Annotated in this window: 17 protein-coding genes and 1 pseudogene; 8 read left to right on the top strand and 10 right to left on the bottom strand. The window is 64.4% G+C overall.

Translation table 11 applies throughout. From position 1 onward, the window contains the following. Window positions 1-23: 23 nt before the first annotated feature. The 4 genes and pseudogenes from ACIBG0_RS35995 to ACIBG0_RS35980 all read right to left on the bottom strand — a co-directional run bounded on the left by ACIBG0_RS35995 (window position 24) and on the right by ACIBG0_RS35980 (window position 2,926). Window positions 24-1,232 carry a cytochrome P450 gene (locus ACIBG0_RS35995; protein ID WP_397039043.1) on the bottom strand — a complete coding sequence of 403 codons (1,209 nt, stop codon included), beginning with the start codon at window positions 1,230-1,232 and terminating at the stop codon, window positions 24-26. A gap of 289 nt (window positions 1,233-1,521) precedes the next feature. Next, window positions 1,522-1,608, bottom strand: a pseudogene (locus ACIBG0_RS35990) (hypothetical protein); the annotation flags it as partial. Beyond that, window positions 1,572-2,567, bottom strand: coding sequence for a pyridoxal phosphate-dependent aminotransferase (locus ACIBG0_RS35985; protein WP_397038951.1), 996 nt, complete (start codon window positions 2,565-2,567; stop codon window positions 1,572-1,574). The pseudogene ACIBG0_RS35990 and the gene ACIBG0_RS35985, both read right to left, overlap by 37 nt. A gap of 83 nt (window positions 2,568-2,650) precedes the next feature. Then, window positions 2,651-2,926 (bottom strand): hypothetical protein, encoded by a 276-nt coding sequence (locus tag ACIBG0_RS35980; protein WP_397039041.1) that lies wholly within the window; start codon window positions 2,924-2,926, stop codon window positions 2,651-2,653. Between the two features lie 254 nt (window positions 2,927-3,180). Here ACIBG0_RS35980 and ACIBG0_RS35975 point away from each other — a divergent pair, with 254 nt between their 5' ends. The 5 genes from ACIBG0_RS35975 (at window position 3,181) to ACIBG0_RS35955 (ending at window position 5,770) form a co-directional block, all read left to right on the top strand. Beyond that, a complete protein-coding gene (locus tag ACIBG0_RS35975) occupies window positions 3,181-3,450 on the top strand; it encodes an SAM-dependent methyltransferase (RefSeq protein WP_397039038.1) in 270 nt (89 codons plus the stop codon). A 5-nt stretch (window positions 3,451-3,455) separates the two neighbouring features. After that, the gene (locus ACIBG0_RS35970) at window positions 3,456-3,815 is read left to right on the top strand and encodes a hypothetical protein (protein ID WP_397038949.1); all 360 of its coding nucleotides are present in this window, start codon (window positions 3,456-3,458) and stop codon (window positions 3,813-3,815) included. A 79-nt stretch (window positions 3,816-3,894) separates the two neighbouring features. Next, window positions 3,895-4,350, top strand: a complete 456-nt coding sequence (locus tag ACIBG0_RS35965; protein ID WP_397038947.1) for a MarR family winged helix-turn-helix transcriptional regulator — start codon at window positions 3,895-3,897, stop codon at window positions 4,348-4,350. After that, window positions 4,347-4,769, top strand: coding sequence for an organic hydroperoxide resistance protein (locus ACIBG0_RS35960; RefSeq protein ID WP_397038946.1), 423 nt, complete (start codon window positions 4,347-4,349; stop codon window positions 4,767-4,769). The genes ACIBG0_RS35965 and ACIBG0_RS35960 overlap by 4 nt, the downstream gene beginning before the upstream one ends. A 14-nt stretch (window positions 4,770-4,783) precedes the next feature. Further along, window positions 4,784-5,770: a zinc-binding dehydrogenase gene (locus ACIBG0_RS35955; protein ID WP_397038944.1), complete on the top strand. Its 987-nt coding sequence runs from the start codon at window positions 4,784-4,786 to the stop codon at window positions 5,768-5,770. Between the two features lie 15 nt (window positions 5,771-5,785). On the opposite strand, the gene ACIBG0_RS35950 is transcribed toward ACIBG0_RS35955, so the two are convergent. Then, window positions 5,786-6,802, bottom strand: coding sequence for an NADP-dependent oxidoreductase (locus tag ACIBG0_RS35950; protein WP_397038942.1), 1,017 nt, complete (start codon window positions 6,800-6,802; stop codon window positions 5,786-5,788). Between the two features lie 278 nt (window positions 6,803-7,080). Here ACIBG0_RS35950 and ACIBG0_RS35945 point away from each other — a divergent pair, with 278 nt between their 5' ends. Both ACIBG0_RS35945 and ACIBG0_RS35940 read left to right on the top strand, forming a co-directional pair. Continuing rightward, window positions 7,081-7,518: a TetR family transcriptional regulator C-terminal domain-containing protein gene (locus ACIBG0_RS35945; RefSeq protein ID WP_397038940.1), complete on the top strand. Its 438-nt coding sequence runs from the start codon at window positions 7,081-7,083 to the stop codon at window positions 7,516-7,518. Between the two features lie 108 nt (window positions 7,519-7,626). Further along, window positions 7,627-8,382 carry an LGFP repeat-containing protein gene (locus ACIBG0_RS35940; RefSeq protein WP_397038938.1) on the top strand — a complete coding sequence of 252 codons (756 nt, stop codon included), beginning with the start codon at window positions 7,627-7,629 and terminating at the stop codon, window positions 8,380-8,382. 81 nt (window positions 8,383-8,463) lie between these two features. Here the strand turns inward: ACIBG0_RS35940 and ACIBG0_RS35935 are convergent, their stop codons facing one another. Beyond that, on the bottom strand, window positions 8,464-8,859 hold the full coding sequence (locus tag ACIBG0_RS35935) for a hypothetical protein (RefSeq protein WP_397038936.1): 396 nt from the start codon (window positions 8,857-8,859) through the stop codon (window positions 8,464-8,466). A gap of 314 nt (window positions 8,860-9,173) precedes the next feature. Between ACIBG0_RS35935 and ACIBG0_RS35930 the strand changes: the two genes are divergently transcribed. After that, window positions 9,174-10,586, top strand: a complete 1,413-nt coding sequence (locus ACIBG0_RS35930; RefSeq protein ID WP_397038934.1) for an MDR family MFS transporter — start codon at window positions 9,174-9,176, stop codon at window positions 10,584-10,586. A 4-nt stretch (window positions 10,587-10,590) separates the two neighbouring features. Here ACIBG0_RS35930 and ACIBG0_RS35925 read toward each other — a convergent pair whose 3' ends face one another. The 4 genes from ACIBG0_RS35925 to ACIBG0_RS35910 form a co-directional block, all read right to left on the bottom strand. Further along, on the bottom strand, window positions 10,591-11,331 hold the full coding sequence (locus tag ACIBG0_RS35925; protein WP_397038932.1) for a hypothetical protein: 741 nt from the start codon (window positions 11,329-11,331) through the stop codon (window positions 10,591-10,593). Next, window positions 11,328-11,537 (bottom strand): hypothetical protein, encoded by a 210-nt coding sequence (locus ACIBG0_RS35920; RefSeq protein ID WP_397038931.1) that lies wholly within the window; start codon window positions 11,535-11,537, stop codon window positions 11,328-11,330. The genes ACIBG0_RS35925 and ACIBG0_RS35920 overlap by 4 nt, the downstream gene beginning before the upstream one ends. Window positions 11,538-12,017: 480 nt before the next feature. Continuing rightward, entirely contained in the window at window positions 12,018-12,677 is a 660-nt protein-coding gene (locus ACIBG0_RS35915) for a class I SAM-dependent methyltransferase (protein ID WP_397038930.1), read from the bottom strand. A 62-nt stretch (window positions 12,678-12,739) separates the two neighbouring features. Continuing rightward, window positions 12,740-14,164, bottom strand: coding sequence for an amino acid permease (locus tag ACIBG0_RS35910; protein ID WP_397038928.1), 1,425 nt, complete (start codon window positions 14,162-14,164; stop codon window positions 12,740-12,742). Window positions 14,165-14,194 lie beyond the last annotated feature (30 nt).

The following is a 14,194-nucleotide window of genomic DNA, read 5'->3' as shown; positions in this document are numbered from 1 at the left end:
CCGCAGATCGTCCCGCTCGGCAGCTAGGAAAGGACGACCGGGAGGGCGGTCAAGGCCCGGTGGAAGGGACCGGGTCGCCAGGTCAGGTTCTCGGCGGGAATCGCCAGCCGCATACCTGGCAGGGCGTCCAGGAGCTGGTCGATGGCGTCTTGCGCGATCAGGTATGCCGCGGTGCGGGCCGGGCAGGCGTGCGGGCCGGCGCTCCACGCCAAATGCGAGCGGTTGCCGGTGTGTTCACCCGCGCTGATAGCCGGATCGTTGTTGCAGCCGGCCATACTGATGACGACCGGTTGATGTGCCGGAAGCCAGACATCGTCGATCAGAACCGGCTGACGCGGGTAGGTGACGCAGAAGTTCGCCATCGGGGGATCGGTGAACAAGACCTCGTCGAGCGCATCGCGGGTCGATAGGCTCCCGCTGAGTATGTCGCCGCCGAATCGGTCATCGGTGAGCATCAGCAGCAAGGTGTTGACGATCAAGTTCTGCTGCGGCTCGATGCCCGCGCCGTAGAGAACGACGAGTTGGTGGATCAATTCCATATCATCGAGCTTGCTCGGGTGATGGATCAGTCGGGTGGCGATGTCGTCACCGGGTTCGGCTCGTTTGAGCGCGATCAACCGCGCGAGCGCCTCGGCGAGCAGGACGTTGCCCTGGTCGGCGTCGATACCGTCGAACAGCGCCGCGATTCCGGCCGCGACCTCCTCCCCGATCTGAGGTGGACAGCCGATCATGGCGTTGACGACCGCGAAAGCGAGCGGGAAGGCGTACTCGTCTACCAGATCGACCGTGCCAGCCTCGGGCATACCATCGATCAGTGGGGCGGCGAGACTCTCTACCGTGGCGTGCAGCGCGTGTAGATCGACCTCGCCAATACTCGCGGTATTCGCCTGTCGGTAGCGTGCATGCTCGATTCCGCTGCTGCGCAACGCATTCGGACGCCACTCCAGGACCGGCAGCACCGGGCAATCGGCCGGGACGGTTTGCTGCCAAGCCCGCGGATCGGCCGGAAAGCGTTCGGGGTCGTGCAGGATTCGTATTGCGGCGCGATAACCGATCACCAGGGTGGCGGGTACACCTGGGGCAAGATAGACCGGTACCAGCGCGCCGTAGCGTCGACGCATCTCTCGGTAGAAATGGTGCGGATTCGCGGCGAATTCCGGACTGAACAATGCCACCCGTCGATCATCGGGATCGACCGGCGATTGGTGGTGTGGAATCGGACTTGTCACCATCCGAGCTGCCATCCCTCTCCCTGCGGCTCTGACAGGCCAGTCATGTCCCGCCGAACGTGCGCCTGCGCTATTCCTGCCGTTAACGCTGGGCTGCGCACGGCCTTTTGAACCACCGACCAGCCGAGCCCTGGCACAGTAGAACAACAATGGCGAGTGCGGCAGACAAACCGATAGGCAGCGACTCCCCCTCACCGAGTTGACGCCACTCATAGTCACCGACTAGGTAGGGGACGGGCATCGGTAGTTTCGGATTTTACGAGTGCCACTATGGTCCGCGAACGAATGTCCGTCATTGGGCGAAAGTCCCCAGCTCGGGTGACCTCGGAGCCCCACCGGAGTTCAGCGCGACGCGGCAAGCACCGCATCTGTCGCCACGGCATTGCCGACGATGATCCTGATCCCCGTGCCGCAATGCTTGACCTGGATTCCGTCGCGCACGAAAGCCGCGCGAAGCCGGTCGATTTCGGCATTACCGCAGCAATTCAGGTACACGAAATTCGCCGCACTCGTCGGCACCGCGAAGCCCAGTCCGCGCAATCCCTCGGTGAGCCGGCCGCATTCATGGGTGATCGCCGCGGTGCGCACCGCCAATTCCGCCTCGGCGTCATAACATGCCCGCACACCAGCCTCAGCCAGCGTCGTGACCCGGAAAGGCAGCTGCCACCGTCGAATTTTCGCGATTACCGGAACCGCGCCGAACGCATACCCGACCCGCAGCGCCGCCAACCCGTATGCCTTCGAAAAGGTGCGCGTCACAACCAGATTCGGATACCGCGCCACCAGGTCGGTCGTGGCCACCCGATCCGCGACCGCGACGAACTCGATGTAGGCCTCGTCGAGCACGACGATGACCGACGGATCGACCCGATCGAGCAAACCCTCGAGTTTGACCTGGTCGATGCGGGTGCCGGTCGGATTGTGCGGGCTGCACAGCACAACCACCCGCGTGTCGGCATCGACGGCATCGACCATGGCGTCGAGATCCTGGTGGCCGTCCGCGGTGAGTGGAATCTGGACTGCCCGACCATTGATGGCCTCGGTCAGCAGCGGATAGCCGTCGAAGGTCGGCGTCGCCATCACGACGCCGTCGCCGGGCGCGACGAACTCGCGCAGGATATACGTGATCACCCCGGTGGCACCCGCGCCGATCACCACCTGCTCAGACGGCAGGCCGAGCCGTTCGGCGATCATCGCCGGCAGCCGCCGCGGCAGGTACTCCGGATATCGGTTCGGCACTATCCGTGCGCCCCGCAGCGCGGCACGCACGGACGGCAAAGGGCCATAAGGATTTTCGTTGAGCGCTAGCCGATGCTCCAATTCCGAGGTCGGCGACATATCGAATCCCCTCGCTCAGCGTCGATGAAGGCCCGCACGACTATTCATGCGGGTGCTCGATTCGAACGGATGCTATGTGGTCGCTAGAGCACGGAATTCATGATCGTGCCCGCACTAGTGGCGACCGCACCACCGGCCATCGCACTGGCAATCATCTTCGGCGACTGCAACCCGCCCCCGGTCCATTTCTCCCAGGCGAACCGGCCGCCGCCATAGGTAATAGCGGTAACCCCGGACAACTGAATCATCCAGGTGAAATACCGGCCCATTTGCATCAGTTTGTCCGCCATGGGCGGCGCCTCCGGTTCCGGATTACTGATCTCGGCTAACACGACATCGTGTAACGCTGCGAGAATCATGCTCACTTTTCATGCTCCTTGTCGCATGCCGGTGCTGGGAGAAGAAGAGACTTCGCAATGGACCGCTTACAGCGCGTTGACCTCATAGATTCAACCTCATCAAGATCATGTGGCGGGGCCGACACACCGGAATCGATCCCCTGATGCCGCGCGAATCCCGGCGTGCTGAGCGCTCGTCGTGCCTTTCCTGAGCGCGGAAAATTGGCCGGAACAGGCTGCCGACCTTGCGGCCGATCGGCGATTGCGGGATCGTCATGCCGGATAGCAGAGCCGAAGCCGCCACCGAGTCGCCAACCGAAATCGACACGAGTGTGGCTCATGAAGCTCGTGTTTACGATTATTGGCTCGGTGGAAAGGACAATTACCCGGTAGAGCGGGCGGCGCGGCGATGCGATAGCCACCCATATTCCGGCGATCCGCGGTATGGCGCCCCAATCGGACTTCCTCGGCGGGCATGGGCCGCAAGGACTGACATCGACCGACGTTTGGGTCGGCGCCGGTCGGCAACTCCCCTCATGAGGTGATCATCATGGTCAACGATCTGGAGAAGCGGTGGACGGCGGACGAGCCGACCTTTCATCGGGTGGCGATCTATGTGGCGGCGGTGCTCGGGGTGGCCGCGCTCGTCTTCGTGGTCACCGCGATATGGGCGGCGCAACGGCGGGCCTGCGCGGACGCGGAGACGATGCTGTGTGACACCGCCGCTAAAACCGCGATCCTGACCGGTCCGACCGTGGTGCTGATGCTCGGCGGCATCTGCGCATTCGTGCAGACGTATCGCGTGTGGCGGCGCGGCCGTAGTTGGCCGATCTGGCAGGGCGCTGGCTGGTTCCTGTTCACCATGATGATCGTCTACCTGGGCATCGGCGGCGGCAGCGTCGCTGGATGAGCACCGGCGCCAGAGCTGTGATGTGATGCACAGACCAATTTGGTTGTGCACAATTTAATTGCTCACTACCGTAGTGCACATGACCGATCACCTCACTCTCGACGAGCAGCTGTGCTTTCGGCTCTACGCCGCGTCGCGGGCGATGACGGCGGTCTATCGCCCGAAGCTCGAACGCCTCGGGCTCACCTACCCGCAGTACCTGGTGATGTTGGCACTGTGGGAACGCGACGGTCGCAGCGTCGGCGAACTCTGCGAAGTACTGCTACTCGACTCCGGAACGCTGTCGCCACTGCTCAAGCGGTTGGCGGCGGCGGGCCTGGTCGAACGACGCCGGGCAGCGGCCGACGAACGTCGCGTCGATATCCAACTCACCGAACGCGGCCGCGAACTGCGGTCCGAAGCCCGTTGTCTACCAACGGAAATGGGCGAGGCCAGCGGGCTGGCGCCCGATGAATTCATTGCCCTGCGCGAAACCCTTCGGCGACTTGCCGATTCGCTGATATCCCACCCTCGATCGAAAGAGAGTCAGCCATGACCGTCCTGTACACCGCCGAAGCCCTCGCCACCGGCGACGGACGCAACGGCCACGCCCGCACCTCCGACGGCAAGGTCGACGTCGCGCTGAACATCCCCAAGGAAATGGGCGGCAGCGGCGTTGGCAGCAACCCGGAACAGCTCTTCGCGGCGGGTTACGCGGCCTGCTTCCACAGTGCACTGCGCCTGGTCGGCACGCGCGAAGGCGCGAATGTCGACGATTCCGCGGTCGGCGCGAAGGTCGGCATCGGCCCGAACGACGAGGGCGGCTTCGAGTTGACCGTCACCCTCGAGATCTCGCTGCCGCACCTTTCGCCCGCCGAGGCGCAGACCATCGCCGACAAGGCACATCAGGTGTGCCCGTACTCGAACGCGACCCGCGGCAATATCGACGTCCAAGTCACCCTCGCCGACGACTGACGAAAGGAATCCACATGCGTGCCGTAGTCATCGAACGTTTCGGCGAGCCGAAGGATGTGCTCACCACCGCACAGCAGCCGACGCCCGAACCCGGGCCCGGACAGGTGCGGATCGAACTCATCCTCGCGCCCATTCACAACCACGACTTGGCGACCATTCGCGGGGTCTACGGCTACAAGCCCCCGCTGCCAGCCGTTCCCGGCACCGAGGCCGTTGGCCGAATCGATGCATTGGGATCGGATGTGCACGGACTGGAAGTCGGTCAGCGCGTGAGCGTGTCCGGCATCCACAATGTGTGGGCCGAGTATTTCCTGGCCAAGGCGACGCAGGTGGTTCCGCTGCCGGACAGCATTTCCGATGAGACGGCGGCACAATTGCTCGCGATGCCGCTCAGTTCCCTGATGCTGCTGGAGGACTTGCGGGTTTCACCGGGCGACTGGATCGCGATCAATGCCGCCAATGGTGCGGTCGGTCGCCTGGTGAATGTGCTTGCGCGGCAACGCGGTCTCAATGTGCTCAATCTGGTTCGCGGCTCGGCTTCGGTTGAGTCGTTGCGGGAGTTGGGTTTCGAGCCGGTCTTCGATACCGAATCCGAGGGCTGGCTCGACCGGGCCGTCGCGGCCACGGCGGGTGCGCCGATCGTGCGCGCGGTGGATCAGGTCGGTGGGCGGGCCGCCGATGCCCTGCTTTCGCTGCTCGGTCAGGACGGTGAGCTGATCTCGTTCGGTGCACTGTCCGGTCAGCCGCTGTCCATCAACCCGGCTCCGCTGATCTTCAAACAGGCCGTGGTCAAGGGCTTCTGGGGTTCCAAGCGAGCCGAGCAGACCAGCCGCGAGGATATGCGGCGCCTGATCGGCGAACTCGTCACGATGGCGGCAACCGGCGCGCTGCGCCTCGACGTGGAGGCCGTCTATCCGCTGGAGTCCGCCGCCGATGCCGCCGCGGCGAGCGAAACACCGGGGCGATCGGCCAAGATCGTACTGTCGCCCCAGCCGGTGTAGTCCGATCCGGGCCCGCTACCCGACTCGCACCACGAGTTTGCCGAAGTTACGGCCCTCGAGCATGCCGATGAACGCCTCTGGTGCATGCTCGAGGCCTTCGACAATGTCCTCGCGGTAGCGGACCCGATCCTCGGCGATCCAGCCGGACATCTCGCGCAGGAAGTCCTTGTACATCTCCCGGACGAATTCGGTCTGAATGAATCCGCGCACCGTCAGACTCTTGGTCAGAATGCGGCCGTAGAAGCCGGGCAGGCGATCGGTTCCCTCGGGTGCGCTGGTCGCGTTGTAATTCGCGATGAGTCCGCAAACCGGCACGCGCGCATAGGTATTCAGCAGTGGATAGACCGCGTCCGCCACCGCGCCGCCGACATTTTCGAAATAGATATCGATGCCATCAGGTACCGCGGCGCGCAGTTGATCGGCGAAATCCGGTGCGCGATGGTCGATTGCGGCGTCGAAGCCCAATTCTTCACGCACATGGGCGCATTTCTCCGGGCCGCCCGCAATGCCGACCGCCCGGGCACCCTTGATGCGGGCAATCTGGCCGACAGCGGAACCAACCGGGCCGCTGGCCGCGGCGACCACCAGGGTCTCCCCCGCCTTCGGCTGCCCGATCTTCAATAGCCCGGAATACGCCGTGAACCCCGGCATACCGAGCACACCGAGCGCGGTCGATACCGGCGCTTCGTCCGGATCCAGCTTGCGCAGGCCAGACGCGGGCGCGACCTGATGCGTCTGCCAGCCCGAATAGGCTTGCACCACATCACCTTTCGCGACCGACGGGTCCCGGGATTCGAGTACCTCGGCGACGGTCCCGCCGACCATCACATCGCCGATCCCGACCGGCGCCGCATACGACTCGGCGGCACTCATTCGCCCGCGCATATACGGATCGAGGGATAGATACAGGGTGCGCAGCAGCACCTGGCCCTCGCCGGGCTCGGGAAGTACCGCGGTTTCGATGCCGAAATTCGCCGGGGTCGGTGCGCCCTCCGGCCGGGATGCCAGCACAATCCTCGTCGACTCCACCATATGCCTTACCCTAGCCCGGCGGGGGCGTCGATTCACCAGGCTTGCGCCTTTGGCCCGAGATAGCGTGCGCCGTTTACTTCCAGGGTCTGCCCGGTGACCAACGTCTGTCATCGGCGGCAAGAACGCCACGGCGTCGGCGAAATCAGCGCCCTGAACCGACCCGATCCAGCGCGGTGATCGCCGCAATGCTCGGGATGGCGTCATCGGTCTCGTGCAGCCAAGAATTCATATCGGCGTCGGTGACGACCGGCGATATGAATTCACCGTAATGGCCGAGGGTGTTGGGCCAGGGCGAGGATCAGCACTATCGGGAGTGGTTCAGCGCCGCCGCCGATCGCGGTCTCGATCCGCGGGGTCGCATTCTCGCGGTCTTCGATGCGCTCGCGGAGCAGGTCCGCCCCGATGTGTGTCGCGGTTGCCCATTCCTCATCGCGCTCGGTGAACTGCCCGATCGAGATCTCGCCAGTCATAAGCACGCAGTGGCCATGAAGGTATGGGTGCGGGGCCAGTTCGCCGATCTGGTGGACGAATTGGGCAAAACGGTCGCGCTCGACGATCCGGCGATACTCGCCGACCAGCTGATGCTCGTGATGGAAGGCGTCTACGCTACTGTCCAGGCGTTCGGCGCGAACGGACCCGCCGCACGGGCCAGGGACCTGGTGGAACTGCTTGTGCCCCACCCCGTCGCGACCGATCGCACGTTCCGAGAAAGCTAGGCACGCTAACGGTCACCGTTATACCACCAATAGGGCTGTCGACGGCCAGATGACAGTCCGAGAATTCACACCTGTTCGTGTTCGACTACGACCTGTTCAGGAGTCAAATTGGTACGGCTGATTCGCACCCTTTCCGGATCGCACGCGCGGGCGGCACTTACATCGGCCACCGCCGCACTGGCGTTGCTGCTCAGCGTCGGTCTCGGCACCGCAACGGCACGCCCTGTCGGTCCGTTCGACGTCGGGGGAGCCATCGAGGTCGAATACGACCAGGTGGGCGGCCCCGGTGTGCTCGGCGACCCGACCGGACCCGAACTCGATGCCGCCAACGGCGGCCGGTATCAAACGTTCGAGCGCAATGCCGCTATCTATTGGCATCCCGATACCGGTGCGAATGCGGTCAGCGGCGCGATCCGCGACAAGTGGCGCGACCTCGGCTGGGAGACCGGCAAACTGCGGTACCCCGTCACCCGTCAGCTGTCCACGCCGTCGGGGTCCGGCGCCTACAACGTTTTCCAGGGAGGGTCCATCTATTGGTCCCTCGGCACCGCCGCGCACCAGATCGGCGGGGCGATCCGCGATAAGTGGGGTGCCTACGGCTGGGAAGGCGGCGCACTCGGGTTCCCACTCACCGACGAGGCGGCCGCCCGCGCGGACAACGGGCGCTACAACCTGTTTCCGGGTGGCGCGATCTATTGGTCCCCACGTTCGGGTGCGCATGTCGTCTGGGGTGCGATCCGCGATCTGTGGGTGTCCAATGGTCAGGAATCCGGACGGTACGGATTCCCGACGGGCGAGGAGTACGACTACGAGGGCGGGAAGGCGCAGGACTTCCAGGGCGGTCGGATCACCTGGCAGCCCTAGGAAACGCGATGTGGCGGCCTACATTGCGCCACAGCAGGATGAGTGCCTTCGCCTTTCGCGCAGTCGAGCTAGCCGCGACAATCAGCACGTCCTCGCCGCGGCGCGGCATACCGTCCAGCCGTCGCCGTTCGGACGCGGGACCCGGGTCCATGTCGTCGTGCCGCCGGTGCGGTTGCCGGAAGTATCCGTGCCGGACGCGTTCCGGCTGCGATATTCGCGCAGATTGTTCTGTTGTTCGTTGCGCCGCAACGAATTCTGCGGGGTGTGGTGGTAGCCGAACGGATCGATGTGATGCCAGCCGGTGGTATCACGACCGCTGGTACTGCCGCGATTGTTCGAGTGGTCCGAGCGCGCGCCCGGAATCGCGGACGCCTCGCCCGCGCCGATCACCGCGCCCAGGGTGATCGCGCCGACGAGCAGTGCGAGGGCTCTGCCTCGTGCGTCACCGTGCTTGGTCGTGGTTGTTGTTCGATGCATCATGGCTCCTTTGCCTCGGTGCTCCAACTACTGAGGTGAATAGTAGATGGAGAACCTGAGAAATTTCAGCACCTTGTCTAGCAGTCACTTTCAGCACGAGTGCAACGGAAAGCACGTAAGCATTCAGTAGGTTCGCTTTCGCCTGAGGAGCCGGGTAACCCAAGCGGCACCCTGGATGCGGCTGCCCGGCAAGGCAGGTGACGGCACGGGAGATCGCGACCGATCCGGTGCCGAAATAATTCCGTGCGGGAATAGCTGCGGCCGCGATACGTTGCTTCGGGGTGGTTAGTGAAGCGAAGGAGAGGGGCCGGTCGGTGGCAACCGAGGCAGTGGAGTCGTCGGTAGGTCTGCGATCCGATCGAGGTGCGATCCTTGCTTCGCTGATGCTCGCGACGGGACTGGTCGCGCTGGATTCCACCATAATCGCGACCGCGGTGCTGACCATCACCGACAGCCTCGGCGGATTCTCGCAATTCCCGTGGTTGTTCTCGATTTATCTACTGACACAAGCGGTTACCGTTCCGGTATACGGCAAGGTCGCCGATACGTTCGGGCGCAAACCGGTAATCCTGTTCGGTATCGCGGTTTTCGCGCTCGGCTCATTGCTGTGCGGTGCGGCGACGAGCATGTTGGGCCTGATCATTTTCCGCGCGGTGCAGGGTATCGGCGCGGGCGCCATCATGCCGATGACCATGACCATCGCGGGCGATCTCTACACCCTCACCGAACGTGCCAAGGTACAGGGCTATCTGGCCAGTGTGTGGGCGATCTCGGCGGTGGTGGGACCACTGCTGGGCGGGCTCTTCGCCGAATACGTCAGCTGGCGCTGGATCTTCCTGATCAATATCCCGCTGTCCGCACTCGCCGGGTGGATGCTGGTCCGCAACTTCCAGGAGAGCACCCCACGCCGCAAGCAGCGCGTCGACTATCTCGGTGCGGCACTGCTCACCGTCGGGGCGGGGGCGCTGATTCTCGGTTTGCTCGAGGGCGGACAGGCCTGGGCCTGGTTGTCGTCGACCGGCATCGGCATCTTCGTCGGCAGCGCATCCGTGCTGGTGCTGTTCGCCCTGGTCGAGCGACGAGCCGCGAATCCGATTCTGCCGCTGTGGGTTTTCACGCGACGGGTCATTATCGCCAGCAGTCTGGTCTCGGTGCTGGTCGGTGCGATCCTGCTCGGCATGACCTCGTATGTGCCGACTTTCACCCAAGGTGTGCTCGGAACCGGGGCACTGATCGCTGGTCTTACCGTCGGTGCGCTCACCCTCGGCTGGCCGCTGGCCGCATCCCAGGCCGGAAAGGTCTACCTGCGCATCGGTTTTCGCGCGACCGCGCTGATCGGCAGCACTCTGGCCACGGTAGGGGCCGCGACCACCCTGCTGATCGATGAGAATTCCACGCTGATCCAGGTCGCCGCTTCATGTTTCCTGATCGGCACCGGCATGGGCTTGGTCGCCACACCCACCCTGATAGCGGCCCAGACCACGGCGCAGTGGTCGGAGCGCGGCGTGGTCACCTCGGCGAATATGTTCGCCCGATCATTGGGCAGTGCGGTCGGTGTCGCGATATTCGGCGCGATCGTGAACTCGCGCGTCGGCGACACCGACCATCCGGCTCCGGCATTGCTGTCCTCGGCGGTGCATCTGGTCTTCCTCGCGGTGGCCGCGATGGCCTTGGTCATGGTGACCGCCTCCGCGATGATGCCGCGCCGAGGCACGAACGCCGCCTAGCACGTTATGAGACGCTCCGCTCGGCGATTTCGGCCAGCGCGCGGTCACGCTGTTGAGTGGGTAATTGTTCGGCGGCGGCGCGGACAGCATCGACGGCGGATTCGGAGAGGGCGTTCAGTGTGCCGCGGTATTGCGACCAGAGGTCGTTTTCGGCTGTGGCACGCAGCATTTCGGTGAGTTTGTCGGGCGAGGCCAGGTTGACGAAACGTTCCAGTTGCGCGGCATCGTCGACGAGGTGGGCCGAGCGAACGAGTGCGATGCCATCGAGTGCGGATTCGGTGGCGCGGGCGGCGGTATCCGGAATCGAGGAGACCAGCTCGCCGAGGGTAATCCAATCTTCGCGTGCCGCGAGCTCTTTGCCGACCGCGACAATGGTGGCCTCGGGCAGACCACCGATAACGGCCGCGCAATGGCGTGGATCGAGTTGTGCGGCAATATCGGCGAGGAAATCGACCGGCAGGCGCTTGGCGACCTCCACCGCGTGCGACGGATCGAGCACGCCCGACATCCGGGCCGCGAGCAGCGCACCGCGGCTGCGGGCCACCATTTTCGCGGTGATGGGCGTCGGAATCACCTTGGACGCCTGGGCGACCCGACGCAATCCGGCTTCCTGTCCGGCCACGAAAAGATCGGTGACCTGGCGACGGAATTCCCGCAGATCCGCATCGGGTACGTCAGCCAGATAGGCGAGCTGATCGGCCGGAACACCCAGTGTCCGTGCGAGTTTCAGTAACTGCGCCGTCACAGCCCGGCCGCCTTCTTGACCGGGCCGCGCAGAAAGCGCGGCAGGAAGTCGAGCATTCCGAAGGCGGCGGCCTTGAGCTCGTCGGCCTGCCGCCATCGGGCATCGACTACCGCCTGGGCGAGTTCGGCTTGGTGCTCCGAGCTCAGCGCGGCAATGCCAGGGGGTAGGTCCTCGGATATCAGTTCCGCCAGCGTGCGCTCTGTCATGGTTACCTCCGTGGGCACATCGGGTTCATGATCACAGTGGGGCGATTCGGGGCTTGATGCAAGGAAACCGCGCTGTTCGGAGCATTGCCGGGATCGCATGCCCTAACGTCGGAGCATACGACCGAGTCGTAGATCGATCGGTCATTGGTGGATCGGTGGTCGCCATGGGTGTCGAGCACACGATGGATATCGCGGTAATCGGCGCGGACTTGCCGCATTGACGGCGGCTCTCCAATTGCGTCGCGACGGATTCGATGCGGTGGCCGTCGCGCCGCCATGCTGGATGCCTATGTCGGTCTGCAGCGGTTGGGTCGGATGTCGCGCGGTGCCAGCGGCGGCACCGTGGTCGGCGACCCGGGCACGGCGATGGGATGCCGAGACCGTCGAGTTGTGGATGCGGCGCAATGTGCATTCGGAGATCACCGCGTTGGTCGCTGGACACCGGAACTCGACAGCGGTCATCTGCCTCTCCGGTGTGGCTTATCCAGCAGCCGAGCGGGTGAATTCGGCCCGCCACCGTTGCCTCTCGTGATCCGCTTCGATATCCACTGCCCGAAGTCCCTCAGCAGCAAACGAATTGATCTCCGACCGGGTCAGTGGCCACGGCGGTCCGCTGACCTGCTGTCCCTCCGCCCTGATTCCGGCGATCACGACCAACTGACCACCGGGTGCCACGGCCCGCCGGATATTGGCGATCGCGGTATCGCGCACCGACACCGGCATCGACTGCACCGTAATCGACTCGACAACGAGATCGAACGCTTCCCACCACGCGTCGGGCGGATCCAGCAGATCGGCCACCACATACTCAACAGATGACTCCGGAAACCGTTGGCGCACTTCGGCGATCGCGGTCGACGAAATATCGAAGGCGATGGTCGCGAAACCGAGCCGGCCGATGTACTCCGCGTCCTGCCCGTATCCGCAGCCGATTACCAATGCCCGACGTCCGGCACGGTCGGACGTGCGTCGCTCGGCCCACTCGACCAGCATCGGATTGGGCTGATCACGATCCCACGGCACCACCGCCGCCCCAGCGGCCGCCTCCGCATACAGTCGCTCGAACCACCCCGTCGGGTCATCCTGCGCAAGCGACTCGGCGGCCAACCTGCTGGCATCGGCATCTCGATTCACAGCCATCCGGCCAGTCTCGCACGAGCCGACATCAGAAACGGCCCCGCCGGACGCCCCCGGCGACCTCCCTATGCCACCGGTTCGGTTACCGCGCCGCCCTTGCCGAACTTGGTCATCGCCAGATAGCCGCCGCCGACAAGCACACCCCAGACCGCTCCGACGATAATCGCGGTGCGCCCGCTGTCGGTCCAGAACAACAGGACGACAACCAAACCCAGGAAAGCCAACGCCAACCAGGTGCTGATCGGAGCACCGGGCAGACGGTAATCGCTGGCGGGCAGCTCGCCACGACCGACCTTGGCGCGATAGACCAAGTGGCACACCAAGATTACGCCCCAGACGAAGATGATGCCGATGGTGCTGACCGAGGTGATGTAGTTGAATGCCTTATCCGGCGAGATCACATTGACGATCACACCGATGACCATCGCCGCCGCCGAAGCGGTGATGCCGACATACGGCACCGCACGCGAACTCAGCTTGTTCAACCGCGCGGGAGCTTCCCCGTGCAGCGACAGGGTGCGCAGCATGCGGCCGGTGGAGTAGATGCCCGAATTGCACGACGACAGCGCCGCGGTGAGCAGTACGAAATTGATGATGCCCGCGGCACCCGGAATACCGATCTGCTGGAACACCTCGACGAACGGACTCTTGCCCGCGTGGAAGTTGCGCCAACTGGCCACCGACATGATCACCACGAGCGCGCCGACATAGAACAGGCCGATGCGGAACGGCAGGGTATTGATCGCCTTGCGCAGCGTCTGGCGCGGATCCCGCGCCTCACCCGCGGTCACGCCGACCAGTTCGACGCCGACGTAGGCGAACAGCACGATCTGCAGCACCAGCAACGACTGTCCGAACCCGTTCGGGAACACGCCGCCATCGGCCCACAGGTTGGTGACCGTCGGATCGGCGGCATGGCCGAAGCCGACCGTCAGCACCCCGATACCGATGAGGATCATCGCGATGATCGCCGTGACCTTGATCGCGGAGAACCAGAATTCGCCCTCACCGAACAGCCGCACCGAGATCAGATTGGCGCAGAACATGACCGCCAACACCACCAGCGCGGTCAACCACGGCGCGATATCGAACCAGTACTGCACATACTTCCCGGCGACGGTGATCTCGGCCATACAGGTCGCCACCCACACCGCCCAGTACGACCACCCGGTGACGAATCCCGCGAAGCGGCCGAGGAATTCGTGCGCGTACTCGGCGAAGCTGCCCGAAATCGGCCGGTAGGTCAGCAACTCCCCGAGCGCCCGCATGATCACGAAGATCGCCAGACCCGCCGCGAGATAGGCCAGGATCAGCCCCGGCCCCGCCTGCTCGATCGCACCACCCGCACCATAGAAGAGCCCAGTGCCGATCGCACCACCGATCGCGATCATCTGGATGGTCCGTGGGCTCAGCCCCCGGGAGTACCCCTCTTCACCGGATGGAGCCGTGGGCGCCGAATCAGCTCGTAGCTGACGGTCGGAGGCTGTCATGGATCGTGCGGTCCTTCCCCTGGAGCTCGA

Source organism: Nocardia sp. NPDC050630 (assembly GCF_044457245.1).
GTDB lineage: Bacteria > Actinomycetota > Actinomycetes > Mycobacteriales > Mycobacteriaceae > Nocardia.
This window is presented reverse-complemented; position numbering and strand designations above follow the sequence as displayed.

Excerpts from the sequence above, each read along its gene's own strand:
- ACIBG0_RS35960 (WP_397038946.1), top strand. The coding sequence starts at position 4,347 with ATGACCGTCCTGTACACCGCCGAAGCCCTCGCCACCGGCGACGGACGC.
- ACIBG0_RS35950 (WP_397038942.1), bottom strand. The coding sequence starts at position 6,802 with ATGGTGGAGTCGACGAGGATTGTGCTGGCATCCCGGCCGGAGGGCGCA.
- ACIBG0_RS35910 (WP_397038928.1), bottom strand. The coding sequence starts at position 14,164 with ATGACAGCCTCCGACCGTCAGCTACGAGCTGATTCGGCGCCCACGGCT.
- ACIBG0_RS35915 (WP_397038930.1), bottom strand. The coding sequence starts at position 12,677 with ATGGCTGTGAATCGAGATGCCGATGCCAGCAGGTTGGCCGCCGAGTCG.
- ACIBG0_RS35995 (WP_397039043.1), bottom strand. The coding sequence starts at position 1,232 with ATGGTGACAAGTCCGATTCCACACCACCAATCGCCGGTCGATCCCGAT.
- ACIBG0_RS35980 (WP_397039041.1), bottom strand. The coding sequence starts at position 2,926 with ATGATTCTCGCAGCGTTACACGATGTCGTGTTAGCCGAGATCAGTAAT.
- ACIBG0_RS35955 (WP_397038944.1), top strand. The coding sequence starts at position 4,784 with ATGCGTGCCGTAGTCATCGAACGTTTCGGCGAGCCGAAGGATGTGCTC.
- ACIBG0_RS35975 (WP_397039038.1), top strand. The coding sequence starts at position 3,181 with ATGCCGGATAGCAGAGCCGAAGCCGCCACCGAGTCGCCAACCGAAATC.
- ACIBG0_RS35965 (WP_397038947.1), top strand. The coding sequence starts at position 3,895 with ATGACCGATCACCTCACTCTCGACGAGCAGCTGTGCTTTCGGCTCTAC.
- ACIBG0_RS35935 (WP_397038936.1), bottom strand. The coding sequence starts at position 8,859 with ATGCATCGAACAACAACCACGACCAAGCACGGTGACGCACGAGGCAGA.
- ACIBG0_RS35970 (WP_397038949.1), top strand. The coding sequence starts at position 3,456 with ATGGTCAACGATCTGGAGAAGCGGTGGACGGCGGACGAGCCGACCTTT.
- ACIBG0_RS35920 (WP_397038931.1), bottom strand. The coding sequence starts at position 11,537 with ATGACAGAGCGCACGCTGGCGGAACTGATATCCGAGGACCTACCCCCT.
- ACIBG0_RS35985 (WP_397038951.1), bottom strand. The coding sequence starts at position 2,567 with ATGTCGCCGACCTCGGAATTGGAGCATCGGCTAGCGCTCAACGAAAAT.